Genomic DNA, 13168 nt, shown 5'->3' with positions numbered 1-13168 from the left:
GACTTGTCGAGCGCACGGCGACGCCAGAACTTCGCCAGGCAGGTGTACGCATGCCAGGCGGCGAACACCTGCTCGAGCGGCCACCGCGTTGTGCGGGCATGACCACGATGCCCGGCCCGGCCTAGGAGATCCCGCGTCAGCCCAGAACTTCTGGTGCGCCCCCTCGTGCACAACGCGATGCCCCTCGGCGCGCCTCCCCCGACCACTGAGTTCTGCCCCCTGGCACTTACGGTCTCCGACATCACGGAGGACGAGAACGGTCTGCTCGTGCACGTCTGCTTCTCCAAGACCAAGCCGCGGCGGCCCGCCGTGCTCCGCGGCCAGGTCGAGGCCACGTGCCCGGTGCGCACGTGGAAGCGGTGGCAGGAGGCGTCCGCGAGATCGTTACCGGCCCAGCGTTCCGGCGCGTCGACCGGCCCGGCCGCGTGCTCGGCGGCCTCTCGGGCGAGGCTGTCGGCGAGGTCATCGGTCGCGCCGGGCAGCGTGGCGGGCTTGGACCTGAAGCTCACCGGCCATTCGGTGCGCGCCGGCCTCGCCACCGAGGCCCGCCGTGCTGGCCACGACTTCGTGACCATCGCCCGCCAGGGCGGCTGAGACGAGCGCTTCGCGGCGCTGCACGGCTACCTGCGGATCGTCGTCGGAAGGATGGGTCTCGACGGTCCGTTCCTAGGGTGCTCGAGCGGTTGCGGCCTGCTGTCGGCTCAGGTCTGGCTTCCCTGCAGCCGAGGCCGGACGCGTTGCCAGTGCTCGGCGCAGTCGGGCGTTGAGTTCGACTTAGGCGCAGCCGGGGCGCCGGGGAGCTCGAGCAGCGCCCCGGGCGCCTCCACGTACCCAAGGCCGAACTCCTGCACGTGGGCCGTCACTAACGGGCTCATGCGGTAGTGGATCTCGGCGGGCACCTTGCCTGCGCCCCCGCAGTCCCGCCGGCGCCGTCCGGGAGTCCTGTGCGGCATCAGCGCCGGGATGAGTCCGAGGAGGCCGCCTTGGTAACCCTGCGCCCGCCGGCGTTCCTGGCCGGGGAGGTGGCCGCGGATCTCGACTCGCTTGACCCGCACGCCGCGGCGGCCGCAGTCGGGGCAGGTGCCCGTGGCGGTCCTCGCCTGGTGCGTCGCAGCAATGCCGTGGCCGCTCACCACGGACCCGGTCGTCGACCGCCGGTAGGCGCCCGCCTTGACCACGGTCGGGCAGTCGAGGGTGCCGGGCGCGTGCCCGATCGGATCGACGTCGCAGTGGCACAGGAGCCCGTCAGGCGTGGCGTTCATCGTCCACACTCCCGCGCGGGCCTCTCCTGGCCGGACCCCCCGAGCACTCCTGCCCGACGGTATGGACGCGATCGCGCAGCATGTCCGCTCGTCGCCGGCCAGGTGGGTTGCGCGGACCGTTCACAGGGGGCCAGCAGTGGATGAGATTGCTCATCTCGATGTTCCCCCTACCGCGCCAAACGCAAGCTCCGTTGTCCGTAAGAGTAGCGGACTAACGCGGCAACAGCAACACGTTTTAATGTGGGTACGACCTGTGTACGTGCTAGGACATCGTGAGTACGACGCAGTCAAGACTCTGGGCAGCGGGCCGGACGGCACCGCCGCAGTTTGCTGACCGGGTGCGCCGGCCGCCCAGCTCGCCGACCAGTAGCTCCGCAGCGTCGACAGCGGCTTCCGCCTGGATTCGCGAGCTCGAGTCGTGCTGGCCCCTGAAACGCCGAACGCCCCGGGCAGGAGCCGGGGGGCGTTCAGTCAGCGGACCGGGAACAGGTCCGAATCGGGGCGGTCGCCCACGATGGCCTGCAAGTTGAGCGCGATCGCGACGAGCCGATCCCCGTCCCGGTGGCCGCCGGAGCGAGTCTGGATCACACGCGCGCGGCGAGGGCCGTAGGCGCGAGTGCCGTTGATCCGGTCACCCGCCCGCCTGACGTCTGCCGAGGCCTCCAGGATGGCATCGGCCGCCTGGTACGCGAAGTCGCAAGCGACCGCCGCGTCGAGGATGGCGCGCACGTGCTGGGTGACCGTGACGCCGTAGCGACCGAGGAGCTCGGCGTGGCCGCCCAGCTGGCGGGCGGCGCGACGGGCCCGTGTGGCGGCGACGGCGGCGTGTTCGGCGGCCGTGGTCATGGTCATGATCTCGCCTCCTGTCCAGCTCGGGGTTCGAAGGTCTCGTTGGCCGTCTCCATGCGGGCCGAGGAAGGTCAGAGCCGGGCCTCGAATGACGAGCGCCCCCCGATTCCGGGGGGCGCTCGTCGGGCGCCGAGCGCCGGCTACCAGCCGCGCTGGGCCTCGGCCAGGATCGCCTTCTCGTCGACCGGGGTGACGTTCCACTCGCAGTCGCACGCGGTGCACCTGGCGATCTGGTTCCCGAAGTTGAGCGACTCCGTGCGCTCATGCTCGGTGACGTTCTGACACTCCGGGCAGCGGGCGGTGATCGTGTCGAAGTCCTCATCGACGAATGGGCCGACAACAGCCATGGTGGCCTCCCTGTGGAGTTGTGAACGTCCTGCTTGCTGTCTGCAACTCTAGCGGATTGCAGAGGTAACGTCAAGACGTGAAAACGTGGATTCTGTCGACGTTGCCGGCGCCTCGGTCGGGCCCGACACCCCCCACGGACGAGCTCGATCGGTCCGCAACGGCGGGTCCCCCCGGGTAGGGCCGGGGGTGACCGGCCGCGTCACGCCGCAGAGCGGGCGTGCTCCACGTCGCTATCGGGCTCTGCGACGACTGCGGCGGCGTCGAGGATCAGATCCGCGGCCTTCTGCGCGGCTGCGGCCGCCTTCATCACGAGCCGGGTGTCTCCCCTCAGCACGTTGATCCACGACTGCAGGTAGGCGGCCGACTCAGGGAGCGTCACGGCCGCGACTCCCGTGATCCCGGCCAGCATCGCCGCTCCCATCTCGGCGATCAGCTCTTCCCGGGAGTAGTCGGGGTCGCCGAAGTGGTGGCCCTCGGTGATGCCTTCGCGGGCAAGGCGGGAAGCGTGACCGGTCGAGTGGGTCAGCTCGTGAAACAGGGCCCCGTAGTAGTGCTCGGAGGTGTCGAACGCGCTCCGCGGCGGCAGGGCGAGCTCGTCGCGCACCGAGTTGTAGTAGGCGCGATCGCCGCCGATGCGCAGCCGAGGCCCCCGGGCGAGGTACCCGGCAACGGCCTCGTCGCACGCGGCGATCCGCTCGTTGTCGCGCGGCATCGGCGGCTCGGGCAGCGCGAGGCCGTCCGCCTGCTCGGCGTTGAACACCCTCGAGGTCCGCAGGATGACCCGGCGCCGCTCCTGCCCGGTCCTCTCGTCCGTCTCGACGTCGGTCCTCCAGAACGTGATGAGGGTCGACTTCTCACCACCGCGGACCTGGCCGCCCCGTTCGGCGATCTGCCGGTAGGTCCCCCACCACGGCGAGGTGTAGTCGTTCACGCGCGCGCTGATCGCCAGCAGCATCACGTTGCCGCCTCGGTACAGCTTGCCGGTGCTCATGGAGCGCGGCATGCCGAGGCCGTTGGCCCATGGCTGGTGCCACGGTGCGACCCCGGCCTCGAGCTGCGTGATCACCTGGTCGGTGATGGTCGCGTAGATGTCGCTCCGCTTGGTTGAGCCGCGCCGCTTGGCCGCCATGTCGTAAGCCCTCCCCCGTGTCCGATCTACTGTCTGTAAGACTAGCGGGTTGATGGCGCAGAAGCAAGTCGTGGACGCGATAGCAGCTGGCAGCGAGCGCGGGTTCACGTTTTCCTGTGTTGACGCTAGCGGCATAACGCGCTACGGTTAGAGACAGCGAGGACGCGACAACCCTGAGGAGCGATCATGGAAACCGCCGCCGCCGCAAGCATCGCCCGCGCCGCCATCCACGACGGTCTCGACGAGGCCGCCGAGCTCGGGATCGTCACCCGCGGCGTGCGGTTCTGAAGGATCCAATGGAGCGCTTCTACCTGGGATCCCCCGAACCGTCGTGGCTCTGGCGCTCCGCCTACCTGCCCTTGTTCGTCTCGCATCGGCGGCTGGCCCGCCTCGTCAAGCTGCGTCGCGCGAACGTGCCGTGGGCCCTGGACTCCGGCGGGTTCAGCGAGATCGGCATGTACGGCGAGTGGCGCACCACGCCCCGCGAGTACGTCGCGGCGGTGGCCCGCTACGACCGCGAGATCGGCGTCATGGGATGGGCGGCCCTGCAGGACTGGATGTGCGAACCGCAGATGCTGGCCAAGACCGGGCTGACCGTGGCCGAGCACCAGGCGCGCACCGTCGACAACTTCCTGCAGCTTCGGACGCTGTGGCCCGAGTACTCCGACGACTCCTGCCCGTTCGAGCCGTCGCTGCAGGGGGATCCCGAGTCACCAGAGGACTACCTGCGCTGCATCGAGCGCTACACCGCGGCCGGGGTCGACCTGCGCGACCCGGAGCAGGTCGACATGGTCGCGATCGGCAGCGTGTGCCGTCAGGAGAACACCGACCTGATCGAGCGGATCGTGTCGGCGATCGTTGATGCGTTGCCCGACGTGCCCCTGCACGGGTTCGGCGTCAAGTCCGGCGGGCTGCGCCGTGTCGGGCACCTGCTGACGTCGGCCGACTCCCAGGCCTGGTCCCGGGCGGCCCGCCACGAGCCGGAGCGACGCACTCAACGGTGCACCCATCCCGGCGCCTGCTCATGGTGCCCGCACTTCGCGCTGGAGTGGTACCAGCGCGCGCTGCACGCGGCCGACCTGTCGCACGTGCAGTGGCAGGGGCACTTCCCCGAGCACGGCGAACCCGACTGGCGGACCCGCTGGCGGACCCGTGCCGCCTCCTGACCCACGGAATCTCGCCGGCGCGCCGCAAGCGGCACGTCCGTCAACCCGCTCAACCGCCCTGTCCAAGCGCTGTCAGCCCACGTCGGAGCACACCATCAGGAGGACGCCCATGCCCGCCCCGATCGATGATCTGACGTTCGTCGCCCAGGCCGACGGCGTGTATGCAGTGCAGCTGGGCGACCTGGTGATCGGCTACACAGCCCGTGCCCCGCTCAACCCGGCGGTGTGGAACGCCTGCATCGACGCGGGGCGGGCGCACGTGGTCGCTCAGCGCTCGACCCGTCAGCTGGCAGGCAAGGCCTTGGCGTCCCGGCTCCGACGTGCACAGCCCATCACCCGGAAATCGAACACGGCCTGATACCGCCCAGCGATCTCGATCGCGCAAGGAGCGGCCCGCCCTGGGCACCCGAACGCGCCCACACCTGCGGCGCCAGCTCGAGGCGACCCAGCGGCCCGAACGACGCAGATCAGCTGGACGGACCATGACCAACCTGGAAAGCGCGCTCATCGTGCTGGAGCAGCGCGAGCGGGCTGCGCACGCGGCCTATGCGGCGGGGACCAGCCGGTGGCTGGAGCTGCACAAGGACGCGAGCTCCAGCGGCCGGACCTGTCCCCACCGTGGTTGTCCGGCCCGCGCTCCGCGCCGGGGATAGCCGAGGGTGCAGATCGTGTGCGCTGGTGGCGGTTGAGTCGCCGACGGCGGGCCTCCGGGACGTGCGCCTGCGACCGGTGTGGACGAGGGGCGGAACCGGAACCCCGCTCTAGCGCTAGCACGTTTTGGCGTTAAGACGTTGAGATGGGCCTGCACTGATGCTACGTTTGCTGCGTGCGGCGACCTGGCTGTCACCCGGATTGTCGGGCGGCTCGTCGCCGCGGCGGAGCAGATCGTTCGCCTCGCGATGCAGAGCCGACCCGTTCGGAGAGGACACTCGCCATGATCGCCGTCGAATCGACTGATCCACGTCACACCAACGCCGAGCGCGCCGCCGCGCTACTCGCGGTCATCGACTACTGGTACAGCCAGGAGCGGTACGGGATCACTCCAGCTGGCCGCGCCGTACTGGCCCAGCATCCGTCCACCGGACTCCCCCGCGATCCGCGGCGCGGTGAACCAACCAGCGACGCAGGCCGCAACGTGCTCACCGGCCCCTGGAAGGCATTCCACTGATGGTGTGCGACAGCTGCCTACGGCTACTCGCACCCGGTGACCGGTGCGTATGCGGCGCGCCGCCGAGGAAGCCGTGCACCCACCAGCCGCCGCGTTCCACCGTGGGCACACTCGGGATGATCGAGTTCTGCGCGTGTCGCGCACGCCGATACATCCTGCGGTACACCGGCAACGACGGGTCGAAGCGGCCCGGGAAGCGGTGGGATCGATGGTGATGAGGCGCTTCGACAAGTACGGCTGGCTCATCGACGAACTCGGCCGTGAGGCGCTCGCGGACATGACCTCGCCCGTGCGATGCACGCACTGCTGGCGGATCTACGACCTCGGCACGGTCACCATCACCGGCCGCTACCTGGACTGCACGATGTGGACGTCACCCTGCTGTCGGCGCAAGGTCGATGACCGTGGCGCGGGCTGGAAGTCACGACCGGACATCGAGCCGATTCGGTGAGCCCCCCGGCGAGGGACGCGTCTCGCTCGGGCGACGTCCTGCAGGATGGTTCGCACGAGGTCGCCCGCTGCTCACCTAGGGAGGCGTGATGGCCGAACGGCGGCTGCTCAACTACACGACGACCGTCCCGACCTCGCGCACGGTCGCGCAGATGCAGGAGGAGCTGGCCCGGCATGGTGCGAGCGCCGTGGTCGTGCAGTATGCGGACGGCAGGCCGACCGGGTTGAGCTTCCAGATCGCCGGCCCGCACGGGCTGCGCGCCTTCACCCTTCCCGTGGATGTCGTGCCGGTGCAGAAGATCCTCGACCGCCAGTGGTCGGCAGGCCAGGTGAAGCGCGCGCACGCCACTCCCGAGCACGCGGAGCGAGTCGCGTGGCGAGTGGCCAAGGACTGGCTCGAGGTACAACTCGCGATCGTGCAGACCGCGATGGTGACGTTGGAGCAGGTGATGCTGCCGTTCATGGTCGTCGACCCGGCGGGCACGACGCTCTACCAGCGGTACGTCGACGAGGATCTCAAGGCTCTCCAGGCGGGAAGCCGTGATTGCCGGTGACGCCGAGGAGGTGAGCACGACGCTTGGTGGCCCGTGGTTGAGCGTCCGCCGGCGAGTGCCCGCCGAAGCGCGGTGCCATTACGGCGTAATCAATCGGGATCCCTCGGCGCCCGTCGCCGGCACTCGCTGATCTGGCTCGGCCGATGCCCGGAGCGGGTCATTACGTCGTAATCACCCCTCCCCTGCCGCCAGCGTCACTAACCGCGAAGACGGCGCCCTTCGTCCCGCTGACGACTGTCAGCGCGCCTCCTCTGTGGCCTCGCGCAGCACCTGTGCGAACCTCTGCGGATCACGGTCTTCGGCCAGGCGGTACAACAGGCCGACGAGCTCGAAGAACACCTCATCGGTCAGCTCGCCCGCCAGCTGGCGGGCGATCGTCGGGGCATCGGTGTCCGGACGGCGGGGCGCCGCGCTGCGTCCGTTAGACCGTGTCCCGGACGGCGCTGGTTCCTCTCCACTCCCCTGGCCTTGCGGCCGCTTCGCCGCCCGCCGTTCCGCTGTCGGCCCGCTCGCCGGCTCGACCGGATCGGGCGGGTCCTTCATTACGTCGTAATCGCTCCCCTGTCCGTCGCCGGCCTCAGCGGCCCGCCGGTCCTGCTTTGCGGCGGCCTTCGCGGTCTCGTCCTCGGCGCGTTGCCGCTTCAGCTCTTCCAGCAGTTGCACCTGCTGATCGGGCGGCTTGTTCCCGACGGCGCGCAGGAGGTCGATCGGCTCGTGGCCGATCCGCTGCTGCAGCTCAGGAGTGAGGTTCAGCAGGGCCAGCCGTTGCGAAACCCAGCCTTGGGACCGATGCAGGCGCTCGGCGAGCGCGGCCTGGGTCCTGTGAATGGTCAGCAGGCGGCCGAGCGCCCGCGCCTCGTCGAGCTCGGACAGGTCCCGGCGGTGGATGTTCGCGACGAGCGCGGACTCGAGGATCTCCTCCGCGGTGGACCCCTGCTCGTCGTCGACCATCACCCGCAGCTCTTCCAGCCCGGCCTCGCGGGCGGCGGCGACCCGGCTGCTTCCGTCGATCGCGACATGGGTGGTGTCCGGCTCGAGCTCGGCCTCGCGGGTCGGGTTCGCGGCAACGTACGCGTCCCGGTTCATCACCGTGACCGCGGCCTTCTGCCCGTGGTCCCTCAGACTCCCGGCCATCTCGGTGAGGTCGCCCATGCTCGAGCGGGGGTTGTCCGGATTCAGGCTGATCCGGTTGACCGGGAGCTTGGTGGGCGGTGCGACACCGTCGGTCGGCACCGTCGTGATAGCGGCCATCGCGGCGCGTCGAGCGCTCACGCCCTGTGTGCCGCCGAACCGTCCGGATCCGAGTAGATCACGCTTGGTCATCGCAGCTCCCGGGCAAGGGCGCGCATCGCGACCGACTGCTCGCTGCGCGGGGCGTACGACAGAAGGGGACGCTTCATCCGCACTGCCTCCTTCTGCTCCTTCAGATCGCCGACCAACCCCACCACCCTCGGATCCTCGATCGCGATCCACCCCTTGAGCGAGGACGTCGCGATGAAGCCCCGCCGCGCGTCGTACAGGTTGACCACGATGCCGAGGTAGTCGAGCTCCAGATTCAGGTCGCCGCGCAGATCCTCGATCTGCTGGGTGAGCAACTCGTACGCGTCGGCGGAGCTGTCCTCGGCCTGGACGACGATCAGCATGCCCGACCGGCCAGGTTCCTCTCCCTCGCGCCGGCGCCCGTAGTAGGCCGCTGCGTCCATGCTCATCCCGAGGCTGGGCGGGCAGTCGACAAGGATTACGTCGTAATCGTCCTCCAGCGGGGCGAGCGCCCGCTCGAGCGCGGCCTCGCGCGCACGAACTGACGCGAGCTTGACGTCGAGAAGAAAGGCGTCGTGGCACGCTGGCAGCAGGTGCAGGCGGTCTCCGAACGTCTCCTCGTCGATCGCGACGATCAGGTCGCTGAGCTTGCCCTCGGGAGTGCCGCCCATGTGCTTGGTGAGGCTGTCGCCGCCGATCGGTAGGGGAGTGGCGCCCAGCTGCTGGGTCATGTGGCATTGCGGGTCGAAGTCGACCAGCAAGACCCGCCTGCCGAGGCCGGGCAGCTTCTCCACTCCCAACAGGTCGTCGTCCTGGCCGCCATCCGCCCCGTCCGAGTCACTGTCCGAGGCGCGCAGCGCCTGGATGAGTTGCTTCGCCATCCGCACTGGGAACAGCCGTTCCGGATCCTCGGCCAGCGCTTCGCCAGTGCCCGCGGCGATGGAGGTTTTGCCCACCCCGCCCTTCTGATTACAGACGACGACCCGCCGGGGGAACGCCGGCCGCTCAGCCTCGGAAACCGGGTGGGTGTCCAGCCAGAGCTGCACGGACTGGGCGAGGCCTTGGATCAACGACACGCCACGTTGGCTCGCGACCGCCCGGAAGTGGTCCCACTGGCCGGCGGGGAGGAACGTCGAGAACGGGTCGGCCCCGGACGTGTCGACCGGTGCGCGGGTGGAGGCAAGGGCACACCAGGCCTCGACTCCGTGCTCAACCGCGGTTTGTATCTCGATGCCATGTTGGGCGGCTCGGATCTTCAGGTTCTGCCGGAGCCACCCCGGCAGCTTCGAGACGACCTTCTCGCGGTCGCCGGGCGATGCAGGCACGCTCATGGGGCAACCTTACTAACGTCCATGATCGAAACCAGGCATTGGCGCGTTAGCTTTGGATGACCCGTGCCTGCCCATTACGCCGTAATGACGTCCGCTCGCGCGGCCACTGACCGGCCACAGGAGTGGCTGTTGGACCGGGTTGCGGCTTGCCGTGCTGGTCGGCGATGCGTCTTCACGTCTTAACGTCTTGCCGGTGCCACGCTATCTCGCTAAGGTGAGAGACGGTAGGTGGGCGAGACGACGGAGAGTGATCGAGATGGCGACGACGAAGCACACCTGCGGCGGGCCAAAGTGGGGACGCAAGACCCCCGGCTGTCCGCGCTGCGACGCGCTACTCGCCGGCGCCGAGCCGGTGACCTGGGCTCCCTCGCGCCGCCAGCGAGCGGCTCAGGAGGACGCCCAGCGGTCAGCGGAGATCCGGGAGCACTTCGCCAGCGCCAGCCACCTCTCCGGCGGATGTGGGCCGGTATGCACCTTCGGGGATTGGTGAGCTCGTGGGCCGATACCTGATCGTCATGAACGACGGATGCACCCACCCGCAGACCACCGAAAGCCGTTCAGACCTGAACGCTCGACAGGAAGAGATCGAAGTGGTGTGCGCCAATCCCCGCTGTGGCGCCAGCGTCAGCTACGACGTCCGAGACAAGCCGGGGGAGACCCGATGACGACGAGGTGGATCCGCGCCGATGCTGGTCCGTCGGTGCTCGCGAAGAGGTCGGGCACCTGCCCGACCTGTCATGGCATTTCTGTCCGGCAGCGGACGTTCACCGCGGCGTTCTCGCCGCTGGGGGAGACCCGTACCTGGGACGAGCTTCGACGGGAAACGGCGGCCCGCGCCGAAGCGTGGGCTCCCGACCCGGACGACTTCGAGCACGACAGCTGCCGCGCCGACCGACTGGCCCCGCCGCGCGCCACGCCACAGCCGGTCTCGGCCACCGCGACGCTGCAGGCCGAGCAGATCCGGAACGCGACGGCCAACGTTCTCGCACGGCTCACCAAGCTCGGCCTGCCAGCTCACCGGATCGACGTCGGATGGCGGGATATCCCGGGACGGCTGCTCGAGGCCCGATTCGTCGTCAGCTCAGCCGAGCCGGGGCTGTTGCTGCTGTGGGCGCGCAGCCTGGGCGTCGAGCGGATCACCGTCGACGCCCGGCCGCACGCCACCATCCTGCTGATCCGGCACGTGATCGACGACGTCCACTGGACGATCACCGGCCAGGTACCCCACAACGCCGGGCGTGATCGCCGCCTGGGCGGCGCCGCGGTCAACTGGGGGAGGAGCCGACGCACCCGCGACGGACGCAAGAGCAGCATCGGCACGATCGACCCAGACGAGTTGGCCGCCGGCCTCGCCCGCCTCGGCATCCCAGAGATCGTCTCCGCGCGCCCGGGTGCCAGCGCAGAGTAGGGCTGCGGACTCGGCGCCGGCGGGGACGCAAGGGGCGCCGCGGCGCGAACGGCAGAGCGCCGCCCGAGTCGAGCTGCCGCCCGGCCAACATGGGGCAGCGGCAACCACTCTCCGGTGGACCCTCCCTGCCTGTGTCAAGGATTATCCGACGTCACATCGCACGTTTTGACGTGAAAACGTCTACGCGCTAGCGTGCTGGGCACCAGGTGCGATCTCCGGAGGCCTCATGGAACTCCCAACACGGACATACGCCGTGCTCCTCACGCACGCCGTGAGTGCGACCCTCGCCGTTGACGCCACAGGGCTCACCCAGGCGCAGCAGGTAGCGCTCGAGCAGGCGCCCCCGCTGACCAACGCCGGCCATCTCCGGATCGAGCCGGACGGCGAATGGGAGGTGTCCGCGGTCGCGCTGGACGGGGAGGAGATCTGGACCCGCTGCGACGAGCACGACGAGATCACGATCGAGGACTTCGGCGAGCTGTCCGACCAGTTCGACGGGGCGCAGGGCGCCATCGACCGGGTGTACGAGTACCTGAGCTCCCACCAGGGCAGCCCTGATGTGCAGGTCCAGGCGGTGCTCGCCGACATCCGCGCGCTCCTGGACGACGCGTGATCGCCGACCTGCTCGCCGCCCTGGCCATCGGCAGGCCTGGGCGGAGCATCCGAACGACCCACGGCGGTCGCGATGCTCTTCGATGACCCGGTCAACACCTCGTCCGAGCTGTGGAAGACCTGCATCCACGAGGCCGCCCATGCGGTCGTTCGGCGCAAGCTGGGCTTCACGATCACCCTGGTCTGGGTCGAGGGCCCCGGCCGCGGCTGGGTGAACTTTGACCTGTCCCGGCGGCTCGACAAGCGGTGGACACCACGCGAGAGGGACCTCTACTGGGCGGTTGGCACGCTAGCTGGCCCGGACGCGCACGAACGCTTGCAGTGGTTCTTTGCCCCGAAGGGCTGTGAAGGCGACCGGGCGAGGGTTGATCAGATCGTCTCCCGCGGGCTTGTGACCTACGCCGAGGTCGAGGCGAACACGAAGCGGGAGGTCTCCCGCGGGTGGGGAACGATCAAGCGCGAGGCGCGCAGCCTCTATCTCGACGCGATCCGGCGCGGCATCGAGCCGAACTGATCGTGTGTCGGCCCTGTGAGCCGACGCGGGCGTCGAGGACAACGAACGAGCTCCCCGGGGGCGAGCCGACCGGTAGTGGGGCGCTTGCCAGCTTCACCCACCAGGCCCGCTCTGCTGCTCGGCAGCCGGTCGAGCAGCCGCAACGCCGTGGCCCTTGTCGGTGGGCTCCGAGCAGTCCAGGAGCTGCCCGCAACGCTCGAAGTTGTTACGGCAATACCGGTAATTCACGCTAAAACACTGAAGAGGAGTCGAATGTGATCACGAAACGAACCGTCATCGGGGGCATCCTGCTGGCGCTGGCGCTGCTGTACGGCACGCAGGACAAGGACGAGACCCACGCGCCGCCGCCACCTGAGCCGACTAGTCAGGCCGTGGGCTGAACCCGCCGCTTGCTCGCAGTGCGGCTCCGCGTGCTGCCGGGGTCTCGCTCAGGGCGAGCGGTGTCCAGACATACGGTCGGCCCGATCCAGCGTTGCGTGCGCGGCGGAGCTCCTGCGCCCTGCCGGTCGAACCCCGGGCCGCCGCGGCTGCTGCCCGCTCGAGCGGCCCGGACGGATTCGCTGCATCGCAGTGATGCCCCTGCCTGTGTCCTCCTGCGCTCCAAGGGCGCGGGCCCGCCCGGCGACTTGTGGACTCTGGGCAACCAGCGTCTGGGCAACCCAGCCAGGTTGGCGACGCGTCTTCACGCTAAGTGCAACGCAGGGCTGGTTGCGCGTGCGACGACAGGCCGCTATGGTTAGAGACAGTGTTCGGGGTGGTGACGGGAGGCGCGAGATGGTGCAGATCGTGAAGGTTGCCGGCACGAAGATCGTGGACGCGGCCAACGCAGAGCGCTTCGCACGCGTCTCCACGATCTGGGCGGTCGATGACCACGTCGACGGCGCCGGGACGGCGAGCTTCGAGACGATGACGTTTACGGCGTCGGGCGAGGAGTTCGACATCCAGCGATACACGACGGAGGCCGAGGCACGTGAGGGCCACGCGATCGCCTGCAGGAACATCGCGGCGATGATGACGGATCCGGTCCAGCTGGACGTCGACGGGTGATCCGCCCGGGCTTGGCTCTCCGATGTGCCCGGGAGTCAAGCCCAGGCCGGTCGTAGGGCCCGAGGTTACG

General features: G+C 69.4%; 17 protein-coding genes. 11 read left to right on the top strand and 6 right to left on the bottom strand.

Annotated features, from left to right (window positions below; all coding sequences use genetic code 11):
* Positions 1–153: 153 nt before the first annotated feature.
* Positions 154–594, top strand: coding sequence for a hypothetical protein (locus tag K1T35_RS47605; protein ID WP_220263385.1), 441 nt, complete (start codon positions 154–156; stop codon positions 592–594).
* Between the two features lie 107 nt (positions 595–701).
* Here the strand turns inward: K1T35_RS47605 and K1T35_RS47600 are convergent, their stop codons facing one another.
* The 4 genes from K1T35_RS47600 to K1T35_RS47585 all read right to left on the bottom strand — a co-directional run bounded on the left by K1T35_RS47600 (position 702) and on the right by K1T35_RS47585 (position 3588).
* A complete protein-coding gene (locus tag K1T35_RS47600) occupies positions 702–1262 on the bottom strand; it encodes a hypothetical protein (RefSeq protein ID WP_220263384.1) in 561 nt (186 codons plus the stop codon).
* Positions 1263–1733: 471 nt separating this feature from the next.
* Complete coding sequence (locus K1T35_RS47595) at positions 1734–2114, bottom strand: hypothetical protein (RefSeq protein ID WP_220263383.1); 381 nt, start codon at positions 2112–2114, stop codon at positions 1734–1736.
* A 137-nt stretch (positions 2115–2251) separates the two neighbouring features.
* Positions 2252–2458, bottom strand: a complete 207-nt coding sequence (locus tag K1T35_RS47590; protein ID WP_220263382.1) for a hypothetical protein — start codon at positions 2456–2458, stop codon at positions 2252–2254.
* Positions 2459–2658: 200 nt separating this feature from the next.
* Positions 2659–3588: an ArdC family protein gene (locus tag K1T35_RS47585; protein ID WP_220263381.1), complete on the bottom strand. Its 930-nt coding sequence runs from the start codon at positions 3586–3588 to the stop codon at positions 2659–2661.
* A gap of 296 nt (positions 3589–3884) precedes the next feature.
* On the opposite strand from K1T35_RS47585, the gene K1T35_RS47580 reads away from it, so the two are divergent.
* From K1T35_RS47580 to K1T35_RS47560, 5 genes are all read left to right on the top strand, one after another.
* Positions 3885–4754 (top strand): hypothetical protein, encoded by an 870-nt coding sequence (locus K1T35_RS47580; protein WP_220263380.1) that lies wholly within the window; start codon positions 3885–3887, stop codon positions 4752–4754.
* A gap of 109 nt (positions 4755–4863) precedes the next feature.
* Entirely contained in the window at positions 4864–5112 is a 249-nt protein-coding gene (locus tag K1T35_RS47575) for a hypothetical protein (protein WP_220263379.1), read from the top strand.
* A 576-nt stretch (positions 5113–5688) separates the two neighbouring features.
* Positions 5689–5922 (top strand): hypothetical protein, encoded by a 234-nt coding sequence (locus K1T35_RS47570; RefSeq protein ID WP_220263378.1) that lies wholly within the window; start codon positions 5689–5691, stop codon positions 5920–5922.
* Between the two features lie 133 nt (positions 5923–6055).
* Positions 6056–6373 (top strand): hypothetical protein, encoded by a 318-nt coding sequence (locus K1T35_RS47565; protein ID WP_220263377.1) that lies wholly within the window; start codon positions 6056–6058, stop codon positions 6371–6373.
* 88 nt (positions 6374–6461) lie between these two features.
* A complete protein-coding gene (locus K1T35_RS47560) occupies positions 6462–6926 on the top strand; it encodes a hypothetical protein (RefSeq protein ID WP_220263376.1) in 465 nt (154 codons plus the stop codon).
* A gap of 237 nt (positions 6927–7163) precedes the next feature.
* On the opposite strand, the gene K1T35_RS47555 is transcribed toward K1T35_RS47560, so the two are convergent.
* Both K1T35_RS47555 and K1T35_RS47550 read right to left on the bottom strand, forming a co-directional pair.
* A complete protein-coding gene (locus K1T35_RS47555; RefSeq protein WP_220263375.1) occupies positions 7164–8249 on the bottom strand; it encodes a ParB/RepB/Spo0J family partition protein in 1086 nt (361 codons plus the stop codon).
* Complete coding sequence (locus K1T35_RS47550) at positions 8246–9517, bottom strand: ParA family protein (protein ID WP_220263374.1); 1272 nt, start codon at positions 9515–9517, stop codon at positions 8246–8248. Before K1T35_RS47550 ends, K1T35_RS47555 begins: the two co-directional genes overlap by 4 nt.
* Before the next feature lie 661 nt (positions 9518–10178).
* Between K1T35_RS47550 and K1T35_RS47545 the strand changes: the two genes are divergently transcribed.
* The 5 genes from K1T35_RS47545 to K1T35_RS47530 all read left to right on the top strand — a co-directional run bounded on the left by K1T35_RS47545 (position 10179) and on the right by K1T35_RS47530 (position 13098).
* A complete protein-coding gene (locus K1T35_RS47545; protein ID WP_220263373.1) occupies positions 10179–10925 on the top strand; it encodes a hypothetical protein in 747 nt (248 codons plus the stop codon).
* A 226-nt stretch (positions 10926–11151) separates the two neighbouring features.
* Entirely contained in the window at positions 11152–11538 is a 387-nt protein-coding gene (locus K1T35_RS47540; protein WP_220263372.1) for a hypothetical protein, read from the top strand.
* A 72-nt stretch (positions 11539–11610) separates the two neighbouring features.
* The gene (locus K1T35_RS47535; RefSeq protein WP_220263371.1) at positions 11611–12051 is read left to right on the top strand and encodes a hypothetical protein; all 441 of its coding nucleotides are present in this window, start codon (positions 11611–11613) and stop codon (positions 12049–12051) included.
* Between the two features lie 254 nt (positions 12052–12305).
* On the top strand, positions 12306–12431 hold the full coding sequence (locus K1T35_RS49565; protein ID WP_255622843.1) for a hypothetical protein: 126 nt from the start codon (positions 12306–12308) through the stop codon (positions 12429–12431).
* A gap of 334 nt (positions 12432–12765) precedes the next feature.
* Entirely contained in the window at positions 12766–13098 is a 333-nt protein-coding gene (locus K1T35_RS47530; RefSeq protein WP_220263370.1) for a hypothetical protein, read from the top strand.
* Positions 13099–13168 lie beyond the last annotated feature (70 nt).

This window comes from Pseudonocardia sp. DSM 110487 (assembly GCF_019468565.1).
In the GTDB taxonomy this organism is placed as follows: Bacteria; Actinomycetota; Actinomycetes; order Mycobacteriales; family Pseudonocardiaceae; genus Pseudonocardia.
Note: the sequence above shows the minus strand (reverse complement) of the source record. Positions and strands in the feature narration are given on the sequence as shown.

What these genes read in the sequence shown, in the direction of transcription:
- K1T35_RS47585 (WP_220263381.1), bottom strand. Translation starts at nt 3,588, where the DNA reads ATGGCGGCCAAGCGGCGCGGCTCAACCAAGCGGAGCGACATCTACGCG.
- K1T35_RS47600 (WP_220263384.1), bottom strand. Translation starts at nt 1,262, where the DNA reads ATGAACGCCACGCCTGACGGGCTCCTGTGCCACTGCGACGTCGATCCG.
- K1T35_RS47595 (WP_220263383.1), bottom strand. Translation starts at nt 2,114, where the DNA reads ATGACCATGACCACGGCCGCCGAACACGCCGCCGTCGCCGCCACACGG.
- K1T35_RS47570 (WP_220263378.1), top strand. Translation starts at nt 5,689, where the DNA reads ATGATCGCCGTCGAATCGACTGATCCACGTCACACCAACGCCGAGCGC.
- K1T35_RS47555 (WP_220263375.1), bottom strand. Translation starts at nt 8,249, where the DNA reads ATGACCAAGCGTGATCTACTCGGATCCGGACGGTTCGGCGGCACACAG.
- K1T35_RS47545 (WP_220263373.1), top strand. Translation starts at nt 10,179, where the DNA reads ATGACGACGAGGTGGATCCGCGCCGATGCTGGTCCGTCGGTGCTCGCG.
- K1T35_RS47575 (WP_220263379.1), top strand. Translation starts at nt 4,864, where the DNA reads ATGCCCGCCCCGATCGATGATCTGACGTTCGTCGCCCAGGCCGACGGC.
- K1T35_RS47580 (WP_220263380.1), top strand. Translation starts at nt 3,885, where the DNA reads ATGGAGCGCTTCTACCTGGGATCCCCCGAACCGTCGTGGCTCTGGCGC.
- K1T35_RS47560 (WP_220263376.1), top strand. Translation starts at nt 6,462, where the DNA reads ATGGCCGAACGGCGGCTGCTCAACTACACGACGACCGTCCCGACCTCG.
- K1T35_RS47590 (WP_220263382.1), bottom strand. Translation starts at nt 2,458, where the DNA reads ATGGCTGTTGTCGGCCCATTCGTCGATGAGGACTTCGACACGATCACC.
- K1T35_RS47550 (WP_220263374.1), bottom strand. Translation starts at nt 9,517, where the DNA reads ATGAGCGTGCCTGCATCGCCCGGCGACCGCGAGAAGGTCGTCTCGAAG.
- K1T35_RS47540 (WP_220263372.1), top strand. Translation starts at nt 11,152, where the DNA reads ATGGAACTCCCAACACGGACATACGCCGTGCTCCTCACGCACGCCGTG.
- K1T35_RS47535 (WP_220263371.1), top strand. Translation starts at nt 11,611, where the DNA reads ATGCTCTTCGATGACCCGGTCAACACCTCGTCCGAGCTGTGGAAGACC.